This is a genomic window from Streptomyces sp. NPDC006463 (genome assembly GCF_042870715.1).
In the GTDB taxonomy this organism is placed as follows: Bacteria; Actinomycetota; Actinomycetes; order Streptomycetales; family Streptomycetaceae; genus Streptomyces.
On sequence record NZ_JBIAHP010000014.1, the window covers coordinates 165,034 to 187,209 of the forward strand.

The following is a 22,176-nucleotide window of genomic DNA, read 5'->3' on the forward strand; positions in this document are numbered from 1 at the left end:
TCGCGGAACCAGCCCTCGGGCGCGGCCTGCTGCCCCGGCACCCCGCCCGGCGGCGGCGGCACCGGCTGATAGCCGGTGTCCCAGGTGTCGGCCTGCCAGGTCTGCGTCCCGTACGGGTCCTGCTGCTGCGCGTACTCCTGCTGCTGGTGCTGCTGGTGCTGCTGTTCTTCAGGCGTGCTCATGGCTCCCGCTCACCCGCCCGCGAACGGCGGGAGCACCTCGACGGTGCCCCCCTCGGTCAGCAGGACGGAATCGTGCGGGCGCTTGCCCACAGGCTCATCGTTCACGAGGAAGGAGCAGCGCAGCAGGACCCGGGTCAGCTCCCCGGGGTGGCGTTCCCGCACGCCGTCGAGCGCCTCGGCCAGTGTGCGCGCCGAGTACGGCTCCTCCGCCGTCTTGGCCGCGGCCTTGGCCGCCGCCCAGTAGCGGATGGTTCCGGTTGCCACTGCAGCTCCTATCGTCGGCTCTCTACCGTCGGCCTCCATCATGACCCCTCCCACCCCGCACTCCGGTGCGCCTGCGCACGCCCCGTATGCGCCCGGCAGGCTCGGCGGTACCGCTCGGCGGACCCCCGATCCGGTGAAACCGGGGCATACGCAGGGCAGGGGCGTGGCAGGAACCACAGAATGGGAAGGAACACAGACCTCGGCCACGTAAGGGCCGGTGGGCTATTCTGCTGGGAAGAGGATCCGGGCAACGTTGCCCCCGGGTCCTTTTGTGCTTTCAGCGCGTTGAACGAACCGAGAACAGACGAGAACGAACGAGAACGACGGCATCCGTCCGGGCCCCAGGGCGCGGGGCCGGGCGGACACCGCACAGCGACACCACGTACGAAGCAGTACCGCGCACGTCCTCGACGGGACCGAGGAGGAACCGACGTGATGGACCAGCGAACCATGTTCGACCGACCGACCGGCACCGGGCGGGGTGGTCGGGCATGAGCTCACTCCTGCTGCTGACCAACGCCCTGCAGCCGTCCACCGAAGTGCTGCCCGCCCTCGGCCTGCTCCTGCACAACGTGCGGGTGGCCCCCGCCGAGGGCCCGGCCCTCGTGGACACCCCGGGTGCCGACGTCATCCTCGTGGACGGCCGCCGCGACCTGCCGCAGGTGCGGTCGCTGTGCCAGCTGCTCCGCTCCACCGGGCCGGGCTGCCCGCTCATCCTGGTCGTCACCGAGGGCGGCCTCGCGGCCGTGACCGCCGACTGGGGCATCGACGACGTGCTCCTGGACACCGCCGGTCCCGCCGAGGTCGAGGCGCGGCTGCGGCTGGCCACCGGCCGCCAGCAGCTGGGCTCGGACGACTCCCCCATGGAGATCCGCAACGGCGACCTGTCGGTGGACGAGGCGACGTACTCCGCCAAGCTCAAGGGGCGGGTGCTGGACCTCACCTTCAAGGAGTTCGAGCTGCTCAAGTACCTCGCGCAGCACCCGGGCCGGGTCTTCACCCGGGCCCAGCTGCTGCAAGAGGTGTGGGGCTACGACTACTTCGGCGGTACCCGGACGGTCGACGTCCACGTACGGCGGCTGCGCGCGAAGCTCGGTCCCGAGCACGAGTCGCTGATCGGTACGGTCCGCAACGTCGGCTACCGCTTCGTCACGCCCGAGAAGGTCGAGCGGGCGGCGGCGGAAGCGGCGGCGAAGGCAGCGGCGAAGGCCGCCGCACAGACGGGCGGGCAGACGGGCGGGCAGACCGGCGCGGCGGTCACCCAGTCGGCGGAAGACCCTGTGAGCATCCACTCGGCAGGACGCCCTGCCCAGAGGTAGGTCACCCCGCGTAGACTTCCCGCGTGGCCAAGGTGACGCGGGATGACGTGGCGCGACTTGCGGGTACCTCTACCGCCGTCGTGAGCTACGTCATCAACAACGGACCCCGGCCGGTTGCCCCGGCCACGCGCGAGCGTGTCCTCGCCGCGATCAAGGATCTGGGCTACCGCCCGGACCGGGTCGCCCAGGCGATGGCTTCGCGGCGCACCGATCTCATAGGCATGATCGTCCCCGATGCCCGTCAGCCGTTCTTCGCGGAGATGGCGCACGCGGTCGAGCAAGCCGCCGCCGAGCGCGGAAAGATGGTGCTCGTCGGGAACTCCGACTACCGCGACGAGCGCGAGGTCCACTACCTGAGGGCCTTCCTCGGGATGCGGGTCTCGGGCCTGATCCTGGTCAGCCAGGGCATGAGCGAGCGCGCGGCGTCGGAGATCGAGGCGTGGGACGCCCGGATCGTGCTGCTGCACGAACGCCCCGAGGCCATCGACGACGTCGCGGTGATCACCGACGACATCGGCGGCGCGCAGCTCGCGACCCGGCACCTGCTGGAGCACGGGCACGCGTACGTGGCATGCATCGGCGGGGTGGAGAACACCCCGTCGGTCGGCGACCCGGTCGCGGACCACGTCGAGGGCTGGAGGCGGGCGATGCTGGAGGCCGGCCGCTCGGTGGAGGGCCGGCTCTTCGAGGCCCCGTACAACCGCTACGACGCCTACACCGTGGCCCTGGAGGTGCTGTCCGGCCGGGACCGCCCGCCGGCGATCTTCTGCGCCACGGACGACCAGGCCATCGGCGTGCTGCGGGCCGCGCGCGAGCTGCGGATCGACGTGCCGGGGGAGTTGGCCGTCGCCGGCTTCGACGACGTGAAGGAAGCGGCCCTGACGGACCCGCCCCTCACCACCATCGCCTCGGACCGCCCGGCGATGGCCCGCGCGGCGGTGGACCTGGTCCTGGACGACGCCCTGCGCGTGGCCGGCTCCCGCCGGGAACGGCTCAAGCAGTTCCCGTCGGCGCTGGTGATCCGCCGGTCCTGCGGCTGCCGTTAGCCGTCCGGCGGTGAGCCGGACGGCATGCCCGGCCCGGACGGCGTGCCCGGCCCGGTCGGCGCCGGGCACCGCCGTCCGGATTCATATCGGGCATACGCGGTTCTGTCGGGCTTCTCAGCGGGGACTCAGGAAGCTCTCATGAACCGCGGACAGAGTCATCACCATGACCGACAGCTTCCGCCGCGAAGGCGAGTACCCGCAGGAGAACCGCCCGACCCAGCCGGCGCAGCACGCCGCGGCAGGCGGCTACCCGCCGCCGCCCGTGTACCCGCCCGCCGCGCCGGGGTGGCACGAGGCGCACCAGCCCCCGGTCGTCATCCAGGGGGAGACCGTCCCGGCGGCTCCGACGGCCCAGGTCCCGGCGACGCACGCCGCCCCCCGCGCCAAGCGGCCGGTCGCGCTGCTGGCCGCCGTAGCCCTCGCCGCGGCCGTGGTCGGCGGGGGCACCGCGGCCGCCGTCCAGCAGCTGATGGGCTCCCAGAACGCCGCCCGGGGCGGCGGCGTCAACGGCACCAACGTCTCGCAGTCCAGCAGCGGCACCGTCGCCGGCGTCGCCGAGCAGGTCAGCCCGTCCGTGGTCCGCATCGACACCCGCACCGGCTCCGGTCAGGGCACCGGCTCCGGCATCGTCATCACCGCCGACGGCGAGATCGTCACCAACAACCACGTCGTCAGCGGCGCCACCGAGATCCAGGTGACGATGAGCGACGGCAAGAAGTACCAGGCCAAGACCGTCGGGACCGACCCGGACAAGGACCTGGCCCTGATCAAGCTGGCGGGCGCGAGGGGTCTCAGGGCCGCCCAGCTCGGCGACTCCGGCAGCCTGAAGGTCGGCGACCAGGTCGTCGCCATCGGCTCCCCCGACCGCCTCACCGGCACGGTCACCAGCGGCATCGTCTCCGCCCTCGACCGCGAGGTGAACGTCCCGAAGTCCGAGCAGCGGTCGCCGCAGCGCCAGGGCGGCAACGACGGCTGGCCGTTCTCGTACGGCGGGCAGCAGTTCAACGGGAACACGGGGTCGGAGACCACCTCGTACAAGGCCATCCAGACGGACGCCTCCCTCAACCCCGGCAACTCCGGCGGCGCCCTCGTCAACCTCAACGGCGAGATCGTGGGCATGCCTTCCGCGATCTACTCCCCCGCAGGCGACAGCTCCTCCGCCGGCAGCGTCGGCCTCGGCTTCGCCATCCCGGTCAACACGATCAAGGCCGACCTGGACTCCCTCCGCAAGGGCGGCTCCGGCGGCACCGGCACGGGCTCCGGCAGCAGCGGCTCCGGCAGCGCCGCAGGCGGCGTCGGCACCTCCTACTGAGACCCTGGATCCTGGTACGTGCCACCGAAAACCACCCCTGGGGGACCGAGATGAATCCGGCCGAAGGCGACCAGCAGCGGATCCTCGTCGTGGACGACGAGCCGGCCGTACGCGAGGCCCTGCGCCGCAGCCTCGCCTTCGAGGGGTACGCCGTACAGACCGCCGTCGACGGGCTCGACGCCCTCGACAAGGCGGCCTCGTACGCCCCCGACCTGATCGTCCTGGACATCCAGATGCCCCGGATGGACGGCCTGACGGCGGCCCGCAGGCTGCGCGCCGCAGGCAGCGTCACCCCGGTCCTGATGCTCACCGCCCGCGACACCGTCGGCGACCGCGTCACCGGCCTGGACGCGGGCGCCGACGACTACCTCGTCAAGCCCTTCGAGCTCGACGAGCTCTTCGCCCGGGTCCGTGCCCTGCTGCGCCGCAGCTCCTACGCCGTCCCGCAGGCCGGCGAGGCGGGCCACGAGAACGCGCTGACCTTCGGCGACCTGCGCATGGACCTCACGACCCGCGAGGTGACCCGCGCCGGACGCCCGGTGGAGCTGACCCGTACCGAGTTCACCCTGCTGGAGATGTTCCTCGCGCACCCGCGCCAGGTCCTGACCCGCGAGCAGATCCTCAAGACCGTCTGGGGCTTCGACTTCGAGCCCAGCTCCAACTCCCTGGACGTCTACGTGATGTACCTGCGCCGCAAGACCGAGGCGGGCGGCGAGCCGCGCGTGGTCCACACCGTGCGCGGGGTGGGCTACGTCCTGCGCGCCGGCGAGAGCGGGCCCGAGTGAGCCGCATGAACCCGGCCGCCAGATTCCGCGCCCTCCCGCTGCGCTCCCGCCTGGCTCTGCTGGTCACGGTGGCGGTGGCGCTCGCCGTGGCCGCGGTCGCGGCGGTCTCCTGGGTGATGGTGCGGACCCAGCTCCGCAACCAGCTGGACCAGTCCCTGCGGGCGACGAACCCGAGCGAGCAGGTGCTCCGCCGCCTGAACCAGGGCTGTGCGTCCCCGCCGGCCCAAGCCCAGCCGGACATCGCCGGAAACCTCAACCCGACGGTCCAGATCCTCGCCGCCGACGGCAGTCACTGCTGGGTGAGCGGCCGGACCGACCTGCCGGTCACCCAGACCGACAAGGACGTGGCGGCCGGACGGCTCGGCAGGGTCCTGCACGACGAGACGACGGACGACGGCGTCGGCATGCGCGTCTACACGATCCCCGCGCGGGCCCAGCCCGGCGGCCCGCTCTTCGCGATCGCGGTCGCCAAGCCGCTCGCCGACATCGACAAGCCGCTGTCCACCCTGGCCTGGATCCTGCTGTTCGTCTCCGGCATCGGCGTCCTCGGCGCGGGCGCGGCCGGGCTGTGGGTGGCCCGCACCGGGCTGCGCCCGGTCGACGAACTGACCGGCGCCGTCGAGCACATCGCCCGGACCGAGGACCTGACCGTACGGATCCCCGACGAGGGCGACGACGAGATCGCCCGCCTGTCGCGGTCCTTCAACTCCATGACCGCCGCGCTCGCCTCCTCCCAGGACCGGCAGGCCCAGCTCATCGCCGACGCCGGGCACGAGCTGCGCACCCCGCTCACCTCGCTGCGTACGAACATCGAGCTGCTCGCGCGCAGCGAGGAGACCGGCCGGGCCATCCCGCCCGACGACCGCAGGGAGCTGCTGGCCTCGGTCAAGGCACAGATGACGGAGCTGGCCGCGCTGATCGGGGACCTCCAGGAGCTGTCCCGCCCGGACGCCGTGTCCCCGGGCCCGCTCCAGGTGGTGGCCCTGCACGAGATCGCCGGGGCCGCGCTGTCCCGGGCCCGGCTGCGCGGTCCGGAGCTGAACTTCAGCTCCGCCCTGGAGCCCTGGTACGTACGGGGCGAGGCGGCGGCCCTGGAGCGGGCCGTGGTCAACGTCCTGGACAACGCGGTGAAGTTCAGCCCGCCGGGCGGCGCGGTCGAGGTGACGCTGCGGGCGGGCGAGCTGACCGTACGGGACCACGGTCCGGGCATCCCGGCCGAGGACCTGCCGCACGTCTTCGAGCGGTTCTGGCGCTCCCCGTCGGCCCGCGCCCTGCCCGGCAGCGGCCTGGGCCTGTCGATCGTGGCCCGTACGGTGGCACGCGCGGGCGGGAGCGCCGAGCTGCGGGCGGCGGCTGGCGGCGGCCCGGGCACGGAGGCGGTGCTCCGCATCCCGGGGGCGCCGACGCCGCCGCCGCCCGAGCCGTCAGTTGTGCCGGATCAGTGAGGCGACCAGGCCGGAGCGGGTGTTCGGGAAGTCCATCGGGACGATCCCGAGCCCGGTCCGGCCGGCCAGCTCCCCGCCGTCGACGAAGGCGTGCACCTGCGGATTGAGCCGGTCGGAGTTCCAGCGGGGCGGCATGTACGCCGAGGTGCTGGTGTAGTTCACGAAGAGCTTGCCGGGCTGCTGGACGGCCTTGCGGAAGTGGTTCTCGATCTTGCCGCGCTTGGCGAACGGCTCGGCGTTCCAGTCGTCCTGGATGTCGAAGACGTTGCCGTCCCCGTAGCGCAGGCCGGGCAGGCCGCCGTTGTCCGCGAGCAGGACCACCTTGCCGCGGGCCTGGCCGAGCGAGGGCAGGGTGTCGGCGATCCGGAACAGCGGGCGCCAGCCGCGGTGGTCGAGGTAGTCGTCGAAGACGGCGCGGAAGGTTGCGTCGCTGTCCGTCGAGTACTCCTGCTTGAGCCGCATCAGCACGGTCTCGGTGGGGTGCGCGGCGAGGAAGTTCCAGCAGGCCACGAGCACGTCGCCGAACATCAGGTTCTGGTAGAAGGACCCGTGGTGGATGGCGAAGGAGCCGCCCGTCACGCGGCAGCGGACGTCGAGGAACCGGACGCCCGAGTCGAGTTGCTCGGCGATCGAGGTGTTCTGGCAGGCGACGTAGAGACCGCCCTGGCGGGCGCCGGAGTCGTGCGTGCCGGGGATGGTCATCCGCTGGAGGGCGGTGGAGTCGGCCAGACCCGCCATCCAGTCCTGGGTGCCGAGCGTGCCGGCGGCGGCGGGTGTCGCCACCGCCGTCCCCATCACCGCCCCCGCGCCGGCCGCGGCCGCTCCGATCAGAAATGCCCGACGATCCAGTGCCATGCCCGCCCCTTTGCCGACCCGGTTGGTGGCACCGGATTATGGCGTGCGGCACCGGGCTTTACTACCCGTCGGTAGAGGTCAGCTTTCGAGCAACTCGGCCATCCTGCGCAGCCCTTGGGCGAGCTCGCGGCCGTTCGGGGCCTGCTCCGGGTCGGTCAGGCTCTGCACCATCACCCCGGTCAGCAGCGCGATGTGCAGGGAACCGAGGGACCGTACGTCCTCCTCGGTGACCTCCTCCTCGGACACCCCGGCCAGAACAGCGGCCACCATGCGCCGGTTGCGCCGCTGCCCCTCGGCCAGGACCGCGAGCAGCTCCGGCTGGGACTGCGCGTGCACGAAGGCCTCGACGGAGGCGGTCCAGAGCCAGCGCATCTCGCCGAAGTCCCGGATCTTGCGGTCCCAGGTGTCGGCGTACCGCTCCTCGGCGGTGTCCCCCTGCCCGGCGAGCCGGCCCGACCCGGCGGCCCACTCCTCCATGGCGTCGAACAGCGCCTGGTTGAGCAGGGCGTCGCGCGATCCGAAGTGGTAGCCGATCGCGGCCATGCTCACGTTCGAGGCGGTGGCGATATCGCGCACGGTCGTGCGCAGATAGCCCTTCTGCTCAAGGCAGCGCCGGGCTCCGGCCAGCAGGTCCTCGCGATTTCCCATGCCGGGATCGTATCCGCGCGCACACTTTTGGGCAGGCGCGCTAGACGTGCGTATTGCGCGCTTGCCCAAATCCTGGCAGGCTGATGACCGGCCCACCGACCAGCACACAGGGGAGAGCAACGCCATGCGCCACGAGCTGAAGATCGACGACCGGACGCTGTCCTACACGGACTTCGGCGGCACCGGCCGCCCGCTGCTCGCCCTGCACGGCGGGATGTCCGAGGGCCTCGCCTTCGCCGGCCTGGCCGAGCACCTCGGCGACACCTGGCGGGTCATCGCCCCCGACCAGCGCGGCCACGGCGACTCCGACCGCGCCCCCGACTACACCCGCGAGGGCTACGTCGCCGACGCCGTCGCCCTGCTCGACCACCTGGGCCTCGACGCCCCCGTGGCCCTCCTCGGCTACTCCCTCGGCGGGCTCAACGCCTACCACCTGGCCGCCGCCCACCCCGACCGGATCTCGGCCCTCATCGGCATCGACGCCACCGTCGAGATCGATCCGAACACCGAGGGGGGCCTCTTCGACTTCCTCCGCGGCATGCGGTACACCGCGGCCACCCGCGAGGAACTCCTCGACGCCGCCGGGCCCGTGGGCTCCTTGTTCGTCGCCCAGGCGCTGCGCCCGCTCCCCTCCGGCGAGGGCTGGCGGCTGCCGTTCCACCCGCAGGACATGCTCGACTCCGTCGAATCCTGCCGCGGCGACCACTGGAACACCTGGCTCGCGAGCACCTGCCCGGCCGTACTGATCCACGGGACCAGCAGCCAGGCGCTCCCGCAGGGCACCGCCGACGCGATGGTCACCCGGCGCCCCAAGACCTCGTACGCCCCGCTGGACGGGGACCACTTCGTGCCCTTCACCGACCCGCAGGGCGTCCACGAGGCCGTCGCGGCGTTCCTGTCCCCCCTCTGACCGCCCGGCCGACCGCTCCGGTACGGGGGTACGGAGCGGAAAAGCCGGAGGGGCGGCGGGCCGTCGGGCCCACCGCCCCTCCGGGCGTGCTGTACGCGGGTGTTACTTGACGACCGTGATCCGGCCCGCCGCCGGCGGGGCGATCGGGGTCGCCGCCGTCGACTTCGCCAGGAAGGCGTTGAAGCACTCCAGGTCGGGCGCGCCGACCAGCTTGTTCTTGTGCTCCTTCAGGACGGTGAAGCCGTCACCGCCGCCCGCGAGGAACTCGTTCATCGCGACCCGGTAGGTCTTGGCGGGGTCGATCGCCGCGCCGTTCAGCTTCACCGAGTCCACGACGATGCGGTCCGCACCCGTCTTCGTCATGTCCAGGGTGTAGGTGAAGCCCTTCGACACCTGAAGGATCTTCGGGTTCGGACCGTTGACCGGCCCGCTGACCTGCTGCTGGAGCGCGGTGATCAGCTGCGCGCCGGTCAGGTCCACGATGTTCATCAGGTTGTTGAACGGCTGGACGGTGTAGGACTCGCCGTACGTCACGACGCCGTCGCCCTCGGCCCCCGAGGCCTTGTACGCGAGGTCGGCACGGATGCCGCCCGGGTTCATGATGGCCAGCTGCGCGCCGCCCTTGTCGGCCGGAGCCAGCGCTTCGAGCTGCGCGTCAGCGATCAGGTCACCCAGCGGCTTCTCGTACGCCTCCGAGCCGCGGCCCGGGATGTCGGCGGAGATGAAGCCCTGCGGGCGGTTGGCGACCGGGGCCGCCAGCGCGCTCCAGCGCTGGATCAGCTCGGTCATGTCCGCGGCCTTGGGCTGGTCCCGGGTGACGACCTTGTTGACCGGCTTGGGCGCGCTGACCGGCGTACGGACGATGTCCTTGGTCTGCCGGTCGTAGGTGAGGGTGGTGTCCGTGAACAGCCGGCCGTAGGAGGCGGCCGAGGTCACCATGCGCGGGTTGCCCGCCGGGTCGGGGATGTTGCAGGCGTACGCCTGGTGCGTGTGGCCGGTCACCAGGGCGTCGACCTTCGGGTCCACGTTCTTGGCGATGTCCACGATCGCGCCCGAGACGCCGGCGCCGGCGCCCGGGGCGTCGCAGTCGTAGTTGTAGGCGCCGTTCGCGGGCAGACCGCCCTCGTGGATCAGCGCGACGATCGACTTCACGCCCTGCTTGTTCAGCTCGGCCGCGTACTTGTTGATCGTCTCGACCTCGTCGCCGAACTTGAGGCCCTTGACGCCCTCGGCGGTCACGACGTCCGGAGTGCCCTCCAGGGTGACGCCGATGAAGCCGATCTTCACGTCCCCCTTCTTCCAGATGAAGGTGGGATTCATCAGCGGACGCTTGGTCTTCTCGTCCGTGACGTTCGCGGCGAGGTACTTGAACTCGGAGCCGGTGAACTCCTTGCCCATCTCGAAGCAGCCCTCGACCGGGTGGCAGCCGCCGTACGCCATGCGGCGCAGCTCGGTCTTGCCCTCGTCGAACTCGTGGTTGCCCACGCTGGTGACGTCCAGCTTGAGCTTGTTCAGCGCCTCGACGCTCGGCTCGTCGTGGAAGAGCCCGGACAGCATCGGGCTGCCGCCGATCATGTCACCGGCCGCTGCGGTGACGGAGTACTCGTGGCCCTTGCGGGCTTCGCGCAGGCTGGTCGCGAGGTATTCGACCCCGCCCGCGGGTATGGCCTTGGTGGTGCCGTCGGCCTGACGTTCGGTCACATTGCCGGAGGAGCCCTGCGGGGGCTCCAGCGTGCCGTGGAAGTCGTTGAACGACAGCAGCTGCACGTCGACGGTCCGGCTCTTGGCGGCACCGCCACCACTCGCGGCTCCGGCCGGCAGTGCGGCGGCGACCATCGCCCCGGCCCCGGCCGTGACGGCGAGGGCGGTGAGGGTCAACCTGCGGGCGCGGTGGTGCCGTTGTGGCGTCGCTGACATTTATTCCCCTTTGTGGACAGCGAGACAAACTTGGGAGGTCCGCCGCAGCCTATTGTCAACGCGCGTAGCACGACAGGGGGTAACCGGTATCGAGCTGGTTACGTGCAGAAGACGGATCGCCGCTGGGGCGCACTCCGCCATGCACCCCTGGCGGTCGTAGGCTCGGGGTATGACTGACGCAGCAGCAGCGGCCCTGGAGCCGGGACGGCAGATCGAGACCCTCGACGAGCTGACGGAGGAACAGGCAGAAGCCGTGCTCGCCCTGATCGAGGACGCGGCGCGTACCGACGGGACCACGGCCGTGTCCGAGCAGGGGCGGCTCCAGCTGCGCGGAGGGCCGCGCGAGGGCATCCGGCACTTCCTCCTCACCGAGCAGGGCCGCCTCGCCGGATACGGGCAACTGGAGGACACCGACCCGGTGGAGGCCCCGGCCGCCGAGCTCGTCGTCCACCCGGCGCTGCGCGGGCGAGGCCACGGACGGGCGCTGGGCACGGCCCTGCTGGCCGCCTCCGGCAAGCGGATCCGGGTGTGGGCCCACGGCGGCAAGTCGGCCGCCCGGCACCTGGCCCAGGTGCTCGGCCTGACCCTCTTCCGCGAGCTGCGCCAGCTGCGCCGGCCGCTCGGCCCGGACGCGGACCCGCTGCCGGAGCCGGTGTTCCCGGCGGGTGTCACCGTACGGACCTTCGTGCCCGGCACCGACGACGCGGCCTGGCTCGCGGCGAACGCGGCCGCCTTCGCCCACCACCCCGAGCAGGGCTCGCTGACCCAGCGGGACCTGGGCGACCGGATCGCCCAGCCGTGGTTCGACGCCAAGGGCTTCTTCCTCGCCGAGCGCGAGGGAGAGCTGGTCGGCTACCACTGGACGAAGATCCACGAGGCCGAGCAGCTGGGCGAGGTCTACGTACTCGGCGTACGCCCCGGCGCCCAGGGCGGCGGCCTCGGCAAGGCCCTCACGGCGGTCGGCCTGCGCCACCTCGCCGCCGCGGGCCTGCCGACGGCGATGCTGTACGTGGACGCCGACAACCCGGCGGCCCTCGCCGTCTACGAGGGCCTCGGCTTCACCACCCACGAGGTCGACCTGATGTACCGCACGGAGAGCTGAGCGGCGCCGCGGCGCCGCCCGGGGGGTCCCCGCGTCCGGAGGGAGGGCCCGGGGGCGGCCCGGGGGCGGCGCACGCGGCGACGGCGCCGCACCGGCACGCGCTCCGGCCCACCCCACCCCCGGCAGGACGCAGTCGTGCACCCCGGCAGACCCGGGAAGCCACACGCCATTAACCGGGCATTCAGACGCGCTTGCGACCCTCCCCGCATGTACCCCCGACTCCGACTGACGGCCGACACTTCCGACGCGCCTGTCCTCCCGCTTGCGCGGAAGAATGGAGTCATGAGCCACAAGTCCAGCGCAGGCCCCACCGAGGTCCCCGCCCAGCACCCGTCTCACACGTCCGGCGCCATAGGCAACACGGCCGCAGGCAACACGGCCGTCACCGGCGCACACGCGCGGATTGGCTCCATCGCCGCGCACCGCCCGCACATCGATCTGGACCCCGATCTCGACGCCGACCTGGACGCCTACGACGACAAGGACGGCGACGAGCTCCCGCCCGGCCGGTTCCTCGACCGCGAGCGCAGCTGGCTGGCCTTCAACGAGCGGGTGCTGGAGCTCGCCGAGGATCCGACGACCCCGCTCCTGGAGCGCGCCAACTTCCTGGCGATCTTCGCGAGCAACCTCGACGAGTTCTTCATGGTCCGCGTGGCAGGCCTCAAGCGGCGCATCGCGACCGGCGTCGCCACCCGTTCGGCCTCCGGCCTGCAGCCCCGCGAGGTGCTGGACCTCATCTGGACCCGCTCGCGCGAGCTCATGGCCCGCCACGCCGCCTGCTTCCAGCAGGACATCTGCCCGGCGCTGGCCGAGGAGGGCGTCCACCTGATCCGCTGGCCGGACCTCACCGAGAAGGAGCAGGCCCGCCTCTTCACCCTGTTCCGCAACCAGATCTTCCCGGTGCTGACCCCGCTGGCCGTGGACCCCGCGCACCCGTTCCCGTACATCTCGGGCCTCTCCCTGAACCTGGCCGTGGTCGTGCGCAACCCGGTCAGCGGCCACCGCCACTTCGCCCGGGTCAAGGTCCCGCCGATCCTCTCCCGCTTCCTGGAGGCCTCCCCGCACCGGTACGTCCCGCTGGAGGACGTCATCGCCGCGCACCTGGAGGAGCTGTTCCCCGGCATGGAGGTGCTCGCGCACCACATGTTCCGGGTGACCCGCAACGAGGACCTGGAGGTCGAGGAGGACGACGCCGAGAACCTCCTCCAGGCCCTGGAGAAGGAGCTCATGCGGCGCCGCTTCGGCCCGCCCGTGCGCCTGGAGGTCGAGGAGTCCATCGACCCGGGCGTACTGGACCTCCTGGTGCAGGAGCTGAAGGTCAACGCCTCCGAGGTGTACCCGCTGCCCGGCCCGCTGGACCTGACGGCGCTCTTCGGGATCGCCTCCCTGGACCGGCCCGAGCTGAAGTACCCCAAGTTCATCGCCGGCACCCACCGTGACCTGGCCGAGGTCGAATCCGCGTCCGCGCCGGACATCTTCGCCGCGCTGCGCGAGCGGGACGTGCTGCTGCACCACCCGTACGACTCCTTCTCCACGTCGGTGCAGGCCTTCCTGGAGCAGGCCGCGGCCGACCCGGACGTCCTCGCGATCAAGCAGACGCTGTACCGGACCTCCGGCGACTCCCCGATCGTGGACGCCCTGGTCGACGCCGCCGACTCCGGCAAGCAGGTCCTCGTGCTCGTCGAGATCAAGGCCCGCTTCGACGAGCAGGCCAACATCAAATGGGCCCGCAAGCTGGAGGAGTCCGGCTGCCACGTCGTCTACGGCCTGGTGGGCCTCAAAACCCACTGCAAGCTGTCGCTCGTGGTCCGCCAGGAGGGCGACACGCTGCGCCGCTACTCGCACGTGGGCACCGGCAACTACCACCCCAAGACCGCCCGGCTCTACGAGGACCTCGGCCTGCTCACCGCCGACCCGCAGGTCGGCGCGGACCTCTCCGACCTCTTCAACCGGCTGTCCGGCTACTCGCGCCGCGAGACCTACCGCCGGCTGATGGTGGCGCCGCGCTCGCTGCGCGACGGACTGATAGCCCGGATCGACAAGGAGACCGCCCACTACCAGGCCGGCCGCCCCGCGTACGTGCGCATGAAGATGAACTCGATCGTCGACGAGGCCCTCATCGACTCGCTGTACCGGGCCTCGCAGGCGGGCGTCCCGGTCGACATCTGGGTCCGCGGCATCTGCGCGGTGCGCCCAGGAGTCCCCGGGCTCTCGGAGAACATCCGGGTCCGCTCGATCCTCGGCCGCTTCCTGGAGCACTCCCGGGTCTTCGCCTTCGGCAACGGCGGCGAGCCCGAGGTGTGGATCGGCAGCGCCGACATGATGCACCGCAACCTCGACCGTCGTATCGAGGCACTGGTCAGGGTCGCCGACCCGGCCCACCGCGCGGCCCTGGACCGGATGCTGGAAACCGGGATGTCCGACGCCACCTCCTCCTGGCACCTGGGCCCGGACGGCGAATGGACCCGGCACAGCACGGACGCGGAAGGCCAGCCGCTGCGGCACGTACAGGAGATGCTCATAGACGCCCGGAGGCGCCGGCGTGGCTCAGCCAAACCATGAATCGACGGCATGCGCAGGTGACGTGCTCGGCGCGTACCTGCGGGCCCAGGCCACCGCTTTCCTCCGCGGGCTGCGCCTGCACGAGGAGAGCGGGGCGGATGCCGCGGAGGGCAGTGATGCGGCGCGCAGCCTGCGGGGGGCTGCGCGCCGGATCAGCGGATCCCTGGCCACCTTCCGGGTGGTGACCGAGTCCTCCTGGGCGGACGGACTGCGCACCGAGCTGGTGTGGCTGTCCTCGACCCTGGCCGACGAGCACGCGTACGCCGCCCGGCTGGACCGGCTGATGGACGCGCTGCACCGGCTGTCGGGGAGCTCCGAGGTCCCGGCGCCGCGCGGCTCGGCCGGCGCGCTCACGGTGGGCTCGGCACGGGCGGGCGCGCTGCTGGAACGCCAGCTGACCCTGGCCCGGACCCGCTCCCACTCGGCCACGCTCCAGGCGCTCGGTTCCGCCCGCTTCCACGCGGTGGCGGACGCGGTCGCGGTGCTCGCCTCCGAGGTCCCGCTGGACTCGGTCGCGGCCCGGGGGCGGGTGGAGGACGTCCTGGTCCCACTGGCAGCGGTGGCCGAAACCCGTCTGTCGGCCGCGGTCACGACCCTGCCGCCGGCCGAGGACACGCACCCGTACAACGCGGACCACGACGGCCGCTGGCACGAGGTACGCCGCCTCCTGCGGGTCCACCGGTACGCCCGGGAAGCCTTGGGCGAGGACGTGACGCGGGCGGCGGCGGCGGGCGAGGCCCTGGACCGCCACCGCGACGCGGCCGAGGCGGCGGCCGCCTCGGCGACCGCGGCGCGCACCCCGCGCATCGCCCCGGCCACGGCGTACGCCCTGGGCGTCCTGCACGCGGACCAGCGCCACGAGGCCGAGGCCGCGCGCTTCGATTTCCGGCAGATCTGGCTCCCCGAGCCTGCGGTCACGCCGAGATAACGGCAGGGTAACGGATGATTACGCCTGTGTACGGACCCGCCGGAACGCACCGGGTCGTCCGCCACGGTTCACCATCCGTTCACTCTCCCCGGTCGGCCGCTTCACCTGTTCTGCCTAATTTCAGTCGTGCACGGAGCGGGTCGCCGAACGGAACGACGGCTCACCCGGGCAACCGACGCAGTCCTCTTCGCACGCCGCCCCGATTCAGAAAGCGGCCGGCGGCTTCTGGAAGGAACACCCGAAAGTGAAGCTTCAGCGCAAGAACATGCTTCGTGCCTCCGCCCTCGGTGCGCTTGTCGTGTCCGGCGCCCTGGTCCTCACGGCGTGCGGCTCGGACGACAACACCAAGACCGCGGACGGTACGGCGAAGCCTTCCTCGGCCGCCGCGGGCGACATCAAGTGCGACGACGCCAAGGGCAAGCTCCTGGCGTCGGGCTCTTCCGCGCAGAAGAACGCGGTCGAGCTGTGGGTGAAGAACTACATGGCCGCCTGCTCCGGCGTCGAGGTGAACTACAAGTCGTCCTCCTCCGGTGAGGGCATCGTCGCCTTCAACCAGGGCACCGTCGGTTTCGCCGGCTCCGACTCGGCGCTGAAGCCGGAGCAGGTCGAGGAGTCGAAGAAGGTCTGCACCGGTGGCCAGGGCATCAACCTGCCGATGGTCGGCGGCCCCGTCGCCCTCGGCTTCAACGTCGCCGGCGTGGACAAGCTGAACCTCGACGCCGCCACGGTCGCCAACATCTTCAACGACAAGATCAAGAAGTGGGACGACGAGGCGATCAAGAAGCTGAACCCCGGCGTCACGCTTCCCTCCACCGCCATCCAGGCGTTCCACCGCTCCGACGACTCGGGCACCACCGAGAACGTCACCAAGTACCTCAAGGCCGCCGCGCCCGACGCCTGGCCGCACGAGCCCGCCAAGAAGTGGGCCGCTCCGGGTGGCCAGGCCGCCTCCGGCTCCGCCGGTGTCGCCGCCCAGGTCAAGCAGGTCGACGGTGCGATCGGCTACTTCGAGCTCTCCTTCGCCGGCTCGCAGGGCATCAAGACGGTCGACCTGAACACGGGCGCCGCCGCCCCGGTCAAGGCCACCGGTGAGAACGCCTCCAAGGCCATCGCCGCCGCCAAGGTCGCCGGCACCGGCTCCGACCTGGCCCTGAAGCTCGACTACACCACCAAGGCCGAGGGCGCCTACCCGCTGGTCCTGGTCACGTACGAGGTCGTCTGCGACAAGGGCAACAAGGCCGAGACGCTGCCGACCGTCAAGTCCTTCCTGAACTACACCGCCTCGGACGCGGGCCAGAAGGTCCTCCTCGAGAACGGCTACGCGCCGATCCCGGCCGAGATCAACACCAAGGTCCGCGAAGCCATCAAGTCGCTGGGCTGAATCCTGACCCCCGAGGTGTCGGCCCGCCCCCGTCCGGGCAGCCGACACCTCGGGGACCTTTCCCCTTCACCCGGGGGGAATCCGGTGCACCGCCGCCAGGGGGCCTGCCCCCCACACAGACCGGAAAGACCATGGCTTCCACCACACCCACCCAGATAGACGCGGCTCCGCCCGTCGCCAAGAGCGGAAGGTCCACCGGCCGCGCCGGTGACAAGATCTTCTCCGGGCTCTCCAAGGGATCCGGCATCCTGCTCCTGGTGATCATGGCGTCGATCGCCGCCTTCCTCACCTACCGCGCCTCGATCGCGCTGTCGAAGAACGAGGGGAACTTCCTCACCACCTTCGACTGGAACGCGTCGGCCAACCCGCCCGTCTTCGGCATCGCCGTCCTGCTCTTCGGCACAGTCGTCAGCTCGATCATCGCGATGGCCATCGCGGTTCCGATCGCTGTCGGCATCGCCCTGTTCATCTCGCACTACGCGCCGCGCAAGCTGGCCGCGCCCCTCGCCTACGTGGTCGACCTGCTTGCCGCCGTGCCGTCGATCATCTACGGCATCTGGGGCGCCCTCTTCCTCGTGCCGCAGCTGAACGGTCTGAACCTCTGGCTCGACGAGTACCTGGGCTGGACGTACGTCTTCGACAAGACTCAGGTCGGCGTCGCCCGCTCGCTCTTCACCGTCGGCATCCTGCTCGCGATCATGATCCTGCCGATCGTGACCAGCGTCAGCCGCGAGGTCTTCCTCCAGGTCCCGCGCATGAACGAGGAGGCCGCCCTGGCCCTCGGCGCGACCCGCTGGGAGGTCATCCGGATGTCGGTGCTGCCCTTCGGCCGCTCCGGTGTCATCTCCGCCTCGATGCTCGGCCTCGGCCGCGCACTCGGCGAGACCATGGCCGTCGCGACCGTCCTCTCCCCGAGCTTCCTGATCTCGTTCCACGTCCTGAACCCGGGCGGCGGCACCTTCGCGCAGAACATCGCCGCGAAGTTCGACGAGGCCAACGAGTTCGGCCGGGACGCGCTGATCGCCTCGGGTCTGGTCCTCTTCCTGCTCACCCTGCTGGTCAACGGTGCAGCTCGCCTGATCATCGCTCGCCGCAAGGACTTCTCGGGGGCGAACGCCTGATGAGCCACGCACTCCAGGACCAGCGGCCCGCCCGGGCCCCGAAGTCCGCCGCGCCCGCCGGGCTCACCCGAGGCGGCCTGCCCCGCTGGGCCCCGGCCGGCATCGCGGCCCTCTCGATCGCCCTCGGCGTCGGCATCGGCCTCGGCTTCGGCCTCCAGAGCAAGGTCCAGTGGGGCCTGCTCGCGGCCCTCCTGTTCGTCGTCATCACGTACACCGCGAGCGCGGTGGTCGAGAACCGGCGTCAGGCCAAGGACCGCGTCGCGACCTCCTTGGTGTGGGTCTGCTTCGTCCTCGCCGTCATCCCGCTGCTCTCGCTGATGTGGACCACGATCAGCCGCGGCCTCAAGATGCTCGACGCGAACTTCCTCAGTCACTCCATGAACGGCGTGACCAGCTTCGACGAGGGCGGCGGCGTCTACCACGCACTGCTCGGCACCATCGAGCAGGTCGCCCTGGCCACCCTGATCGCGGCTCCGATCGGCCTGCTGACCGCCGTCTACCTGGTCGAGTACGGCCGGGGATCGCTCGCCAAGGCCGTGACCTTCTTCGTCGACGTCATGACCGGCATCCCCTCCATCGTCGCGGGCCTGTTCATCCTGACGACCTGGAACCTGATGCTCGGCTTCGGCCCCTCCGGCTTCGCCGGCGCCATGGCCCTGTCGATCCTGATGATGCCCGTCGTGGTCCGCTCCACCGAGGAGATGCTCAAGCTCGTCCCGAACGAGCTGCGCGAGGCCGCCCTGGCCCTCGGTGTGCCGAAGTGGCGCGTGATCCTCAAGGTCGTGCTCCCCACCGCCATCGGCGGTATCGCCACCGGTGTCATGCTGGCCGTGGCCCGCATCGCCGGTGAGACCGCGCCGATCATGCTGCTGGTCTTCGGTACCCAGCTGATCAACGGCAACCCCTTCGAAGGCGCCCAGTCCTCGCTCCCCCTGTACATCTGGGAGCAGTACAAGGTCGGCAGTGAAGCCTCCTACGACCGGGCATGGGCCGCCGCGCTCGTCCTGATCGCCTTCGTCATGATCCTCAATCTGGTGGCCCGCGGCATCGCCCGCTGGAAGGCCCCGAAGACCGGTCGCTGACGCGACCACATGAAAGCGAAGTGACCCCTCATGGCGAAGCGAATCGACGTCAGCGGACTGTCCGCCTTCTACGGCGCCCACAAGGCCATCGATGACATATCGATGACGGTGGAACCCCGCTCCGTGACCGCCTTCATCGGCCCCTCCGGCTGCGGCAAGTCCACCTTCCTGCGCACCCTCAACCGCATGCACGAGGTCACCCCCGGTGGCCGCGTCGAGGGCAAGGTGCTCCTGGACGACGAGAACCTGTACGGCGCCGGCGTGGACCCGGTCGCGGTCCGCCGCACGGTCGGCATGGTCTTCCAGCGCCCGAACCCGTTCCCCACCATGTCGATCTTCGACAACGTGGCGGCGGGCCTGCGCCTGAACGGCAACTTCAAGAAGTCCGAGCTCACGGACATCGTGGAGCGGTCCCTCAAGGGCGCCAACCTCTGGAACGAGGTCAAGGACCGTCTGAACAAGCCGGGCTCCGGCCTCTCCGGCGGCCAGCAGCAGCGTCTGTGCATCGCCCGCGCCATCGCGGTCGAGCCGCAGGTCCTGCTGATGGACGAGCCCTGCTCGGCCCTCGACCCGATCTCCACCCTCGCGATCGAGGACCTGATCGGCGAGCTCAAGGAGCGCTTCACGATCGTCATCGTGACGCACAACATGCAGCAGGCGGCCCGCGTCTCGGACCGCACCGCCTTCTTCAACCTCTCCGCGGTCGGCCAGCCCGGCAAGCTCGTCGAGATCGACGACACGGACCGGATCTTCTCGAACCCGTCCGTCCAGGCGACCGAGGACTACATCTCGGGCCGCTTCGGCTGAGCCTCCCGGGGTCATAGACGTCCTGCGGTGCTGCATGGCGGTGCCACCGCAAGGCGAAAGAAAAAGGGCCGGCTCCCCCTGGGTGGGGGGAGCCGGCCCGCTTTCGTTGAGGGGCTGGGTACTGCATCCCCCGGGGGATGGCCCCCGGACCCCCAGCAGGGGGCAGCACCGCCTAGACGAACGCCAGATCCACGACCCAGAAGCTCAGCGCGGCGACCAAGGCCGCAGCCGGCATCGTGATGAACCAGCCCAGGACGATGTTCTTGGCGACGCCCCAGCGGACCGCGTTCACGCGCTTGGTGGCGCCCACACCCATGATCGCCGAGGTGATCACGTGGGTGGTGGAGATCGGCGCGTGGAAGAGGAACGCCGAACCGAACATGATCGAGGCGCCCGTGGTCTCGGCCGCGAAGCCCTGCGGCGGGTCCAGCTCGATGATCTTGCGGCCCAGGGTGCGCATGATGCGCCAGCCGCCCGCGTACGTGCCCAGCGACAGCATCACGGCACACACGATCTTGACCCAGACCGGGATCGGGTCCTCGGACGTCTGCACATCGGCGATGACCAGCGCCATCACGACGATGCCCATCGTCTTCTGCGCGTCCTGGAGGCCGTGGCCGAGTGCCATGGCGGCCGCCGACACCGTCTGCGCGATACGGAAGCCGTGCTTCGCCTTGTGCGGGTTGGAGCGGCGGAACATCCACAGGATGAGCACCATCACCAGGTAACCGACGACCAGACCGACGACGGGCGAGACGAACATCGGGATGACGACCTTGTCGAGCACACCCGACCAGATCACCTCCGTGCCGCCGGCCAGCGCCGCGCCCACCATGCCGCCGAACAGCGCGTGGGAGGAGGACGAGGGCAGACCGAAGTACCAGGTGACCAGGTTCCAGACGATCGCGCCGACCAGCGCCGCGAAGAGGATCCACATGCCGGTGGCGCCCGTGGGCGTCTCGATCAGGCCGCTGCTGACCGTCTTGGCCACCCCGCTGCCCAGGAAGGCGCCGGCGAGGTTCATCACGGCGGCCATCGCGAGCGCCGCGCGCGGGGTCAGCGCCCGCGTCGAGACGGACGTCGCGATCGCGTTCGCCGAGTCGTGAAAACCGTTCGTATACGTGAAGCCGAGCGCGACACCGATGGTCACGACCAGAGCAAAGGTGTCCACGAGGTTCAGGACTCCTTGACCGCGATGGTCTCCACCGTGTTCGCGACGTGCTCGAACGCGTCGGCCGCCTCTTCGAGCACGTCGACGATCTGCTTGAGCTTGAGCACCTCGATGGCGTCGTACTTGCCGTTGAAGAGCTGGGCGAGCAGCTTGCGGTGGATCTGGTCGGCCTGGTTCTCGAGGCGGTTGACCTCGATCCAGTACTCGGTGAGGTTGTCCATCGTCCGCAGGTGCGGCATCGCCTCGGCGGTCAGCTCGGCCGCGCGCGCCAGCACCTCGATCTGCTGCTCGACGCCCTTGGGGAGCTCCTCCACGTTGTAGAGGACGACCAGGTCGACCGCCTCCTCCATGAAGTCCATGATGTCGTCGAGCGAGGAGGCCAGGTTGTAGATGTCCTCGCGGTCGAACGGCGTGATGAAGGAGGAGTTCAGCTGGTGGAAGATCGCGTGGGTCGCGTCGTCGCCCGCGTGTTCCGCTGCCCGCATCCGCTCCGCGATCTCGGCCCGGGCGGAGGAATCCGCTCCGAGCAGTTCCATCAGGAGCTTGGAGCCCGTGACGATGTTGTCCGCGGATGCGGCGAACATGTCGTAGAAGCTCGTCTCCCTGGGGGTCAGACGAAATCGCACGTGAGGTCCTCGGGGTGCATTGGATTCGGTCAGGCTGATGCTAGGCGTATCCCCCGGCCACGGCTAACCGGCGGTTCACCAGTGTCCTCCATCGGGCAGAGTGAGGACCACGGGCCCCTGCCCCTCGCGGCGCGGCCCAGTACCATATACCCACGAGGGGTATGCACCGAGGGTGTGCACCGATTCGTTTTCGACCACGGGAGGAAGCATGACGACCATCGAAGCGGAGGGCTCCGGAGCCGTCCACGGCTACCACCACCAGAAGGACGAGCACCTCAAGCGGCTGCGCCGGATCGAGGGCCAGATCCGCGGCCTCCAGCGGCTCGTCGACGAGGACGTCTACTGCATCGACATACTCACCCAGGTCTCGGCGAGCACGAAGGCGCTCCAGTCCTTCGCGCTCCAACTGCTGGAAGAACACCTCCGCCACTGCGTGGCCGACGCCGCCGTCAAGGGCGGCACCGAGATCGACGCGAAGGTGGAGGAGGCCACCAAGGCCATCGCCCGCCTCCTGCGCACCTGATCCAGCCCCCGGCAGCGCGTCAGCCGGACCAGATGCCCATCAGCACCTCGTCGATCCGGTCCTGGCTCAGCCGCTCCTCGGCCGCCGTCGATGCCGCGATGATCAGCTCACCACACAGTTCGATCTCGGCGAGCGCAACGTGGTCCTGCACCGTCGTACCGCCTGCGGGAGTCACGCGTGTCACCTCAAT

Annotated in this window: 21 protein-coding genes and 1 pseudogene; 14 read left to right on the forward strand and 8 right to left on the reverse strand. The window is 70.7% G+C overall.

Features of this window, described 5'->3' with window-relative positions; all coding sequences use genetic code 11:
• Positions 1–182, reverse strand: a pseudogene (locus ACFYOB_RS25645) (hypothetical protein); the annotation flags it as partial.
• A 9-nt stretch (positions 183–191) separates the two neighbouring features.
• Positions 192–446, reverse strand: coding sequence for a MoaD/ThiS family protein (locus tag ACFYOB_RS25650; protein WP_328926396.1), 255 nt, complete (start codon positions 444–446; stop codon positions 192–194).
• A gap of 491 nt (positions 447–937) precedes the next feature.
• Here ACFYOB_RS25650 and ACFYOB_RS25655 point away from each other — a divergent pair, with 491 nt between their 5' ends.
• From ACFYOB_RS25655 to ACFYOB_RS25675, 5 genes are all read left to right on the forward strand, one after another.
• Positions 938–1,765 carry a response regulator transcription factor gene (locus ACFYOB_RS25655; protein ID WP_388563164.1) on the forward strand — a complete coding sequence of 276 codons (828 nt, stop codon included), beginning with the start codon at positions 938–940 and terminating at the stop codon, positions 1,763–1,765.
• 23 nt (positions 1,766–1,788) lie between these two features.
• Positions 1,789–2,811: a LacI family DNA-binding transcriptional regulator gene (locus ACFYOB_RS25660; RefSeq protein WP_388563166.1), complete on the forward strand. Its 1,023-nt coding sequence runs from the start codon at positions 1,789–1,791 to the stop codon at positions 2,809–2,811.
• A gap of 163 nt (positions 2,812–2,974) precedes the next feature.
• A complete protein-coding gene (locus ACFYOB_RS25665) occupies positions 2,975–4,123 on the forward strand; it encodes a S1C family serine protease (protein ID WP_388563168.1) in 1,149 nt (382 codons plus the stop codon).
• Between the two features lie 50 nt (positions 4,124–4,173).
• Entirely contained in the window at positions 4,174–4,908 is a 735-nt protein-coding gene (locus ACFYOB_RS25670) for a response regulator transcription factor (protein ID WP_388563171.1), read from the forward strand.
• 5 nt (positions 4,909–4,913) lie between these two features.
• Complete coding sequence (locus ACFYOB_RS25675; RefSeq protein ID WP_388563244.1) at positions 4,914–6,353, forward strand: sensor histidine kinase; 1,440 nt, start codon at positions 4,914–4,916, stop codon at positions 6,351–6,353.
• Here the strand turns inward: ACFYOB_RS25675 and ACFYOB_RS25680 are convergent.
• The gene (locus tag ACFYOB_RS25680; protein WP_388563173.1) at positions 6,333–7,208 is read right to left on the reverse strand and encodes a phosphatidylinositol-specific phospholipase C; all 876 of its coding nucleotides are present in this window, start codon (positions 7,206–7,208) and stop codon (positions 6,333–6,335) included. The genes ACFYOB_RS25675 and ACFYOB_RS25680 overlap by 21 nt on opposite strands.
• A 78-nt stretch (positions 7,209–7,286) precedes the next feature.
• Complete coding sequence (locus ACFYOB_RS25685; RefSeq protein WP_388563175.1) at positions 7,287–7,856, reverse strand: TetR/AcrR family transcriptional regulator; 570 nt, start codon at positions 7,854–7,856, stop codon at positions 7,287–7,289.
• A gap of 124 nt (positions 7,857–7,980) precedes the next feature.
• On the opposite strand from ACFYOB_RS25685, the gene ACFYOB_RS25690 reads away from it, so the two are divergent.
• Entirely contained in the window at positions 7,981–8,766 is a 786-nt protein-coding gene (locus ACFYOB_RS25690) for an alpha/beta fold hydrolase (RefSeq protein ID WP_388563177.1), read from the forward strand.
• A 102-nt stretch (positions 8,767–8,868) separates the two neighbouring features.
• Here ACFYOB_RS25690 and ACFYOB_RS25695 read toward each other — a convergent pair whose 3' ends face one another.
• Entirely contained in the window at positions 8,869–10,683 is a 1,815-nt protein-coding gene (locus ACFYOB_RS25695) for a bifunctional metallophosphatase/5'-nucleotidase (protein WP_388563179.1), read from the reverse strand.
• A gap of 169 nt (positions 10,684–10,852) precedes the next feature.
• Here ACFYOB_RS25695 and mshD point away from each other — a divergent pair, with 169 nt between their 5' ends.
• The 7 genes from mshD (at position 10,853) to pstB (ending at position 19,666) form a co-directional block, all read left to right on the forward strand.
• Entirely contained in the window at positions 10,853–11,785 is a 933-nt protein-coding gene (mshD, locus tag ACFYOB_RS25700; protein WP_388563181.1) for a mycothiol synthase, read from the forward strand.
• 282 nt (positions 11,786–12,067) lie between these two features.
• Complete coding sequence (locus ACFYOB_RS25705; protein ID WP_388563183.1) at positions 12,068–14,347, forward strand: RNA degradosome polyphosphate kinase; 2,280 nt, start codon at positions 12,068–12,070, stop codon at positions 14,345–14,347.
• On the forward strand, positions 14,328–15,275 hold the full coding sequence (locus ACFYOB_RS25710; RefSeq protein ID WP_388563185.1) for a CHAD domain-containing protein: 948 nt from the start codon (positions 14,328–14,330) through the stop codon (positions 15,273–15,275). The genes ACFYOB_RS25705 and ACFYOB_RS25710 overlap by 20 nt, the downstream gene beginning before the upstream one ends.
• Positions 15,276–15,519: 244 nt before the next feature.
• Positions 15,520–16,656: a phosphate ABC transporter substrate-binding protein PstS gene (gene pstS / locus ACFYOB_RS25715; protein ID WP_388563187.1), complete on the forward strand. Its 1,137-nt coding sequence runs from the start codon at positions 15,520–15,522 to the stop codon at positions 16,654–16,656.
• A gap of 131 nt (positions 16,657–16,787) precedes the next feature.
• Positions 16,788–17,777: a phosphate ABC transporter permease subunit PstC gene (pstC, locus tag ACFYOB_RS25720; RefSeq protein ID WP_388563189.1), complete on the forward strand. Its 990-nt coding sequence runs from the start codon at positions 16,788–16,790 to the stop codon at positions 17,775–17,777.
• Positions 17,777–18,859: a phosphate ABC transporter permease PstA gene (gene pstA / locus ACFYOB_RS25725; RefSeq protein WP_388563191.1), complete on the forward strand. Its 1,083-nt coding sequence runs from the start codon at positions 17,777–17,779 to the stop codon at positions 18,857–18,859. The genes pstC and pstA overlap by 1 nt, the downstream gene beginning before the upstream one ends.
• Before the next feature lie 30 nt (positions 18,860–18,889).
• On the forward strand, positions 18,890–19,666 hold the full coding sequence (pstB, locus tag ACFYOB_RS25730; protein WP_388563193.1) for a phosphate ABC transporter ATP-binding protein PstB: 777 nt from the start codon (positions 18,890–18,892) through the stop codon (positions 19,664–19,666).
• 172 nt (positions 19,667–19,838) lie between these two features.
• Here pstB and ACFYOB_RS25735 read toward each other — a convergent pair whose 3' ends face one another.
• Positions 19,839–20,837, reverse strand: a complete 999-nt coding sequence (locus ACFYOB_RS25735; protein ID WP_388563195.1) for an anion permease — start codon at positions 20,835–20,837, stop codon at positions 19,839–19,841.
• A 5-nt stretch (positions 20,838–20,842) separates the two neighbouring features.
• A complete protein-coding gene (locus tag ACFYOB_RS25740) occupies positions 20,843–21,463 on the reverse strand; it encodes a DUF47 domain-containing protein (protein WP_008742369.1) in 621 nt (206 codons plus the stop codon).
• 208 nt (positions 21,464–21,671) lie between these two features.
• On the opposite strand from ACFYOB_RS25740, the gene ACFYOB_RS25745 reads away from it, so the two are divergent.
• Positions 21,672–21,986 (forward strand): metal-sensitive transcriptional regulator, encoded by a 315-nt coding sequence (locus ACFYOB_RS25745; protein WP_030009310.1) that lies wholly within the window; start codon positions 21,672–21,674, stop codon positions 21,984–21,986.
• A gap of 19 nt (positions 21,987–22,005) precedes the next feature.
• On the opposite strand, the gene ACFYOB_RS25750 is transcribed toward ACFYOB_RS25745, so the two are convergent.
• Positions 22,006–22,161, reverse strand: a complete 156-nt coding sequence (locus tag ACFYOB_RS25750; protein ID WP_388563197.1) for a hypothetical protein — start codon at positions 22,159–22,161, stop codon at positions 22,006–22,008.
• Positions 22,162–22,176: the final 15 nt, after the last annotated feature.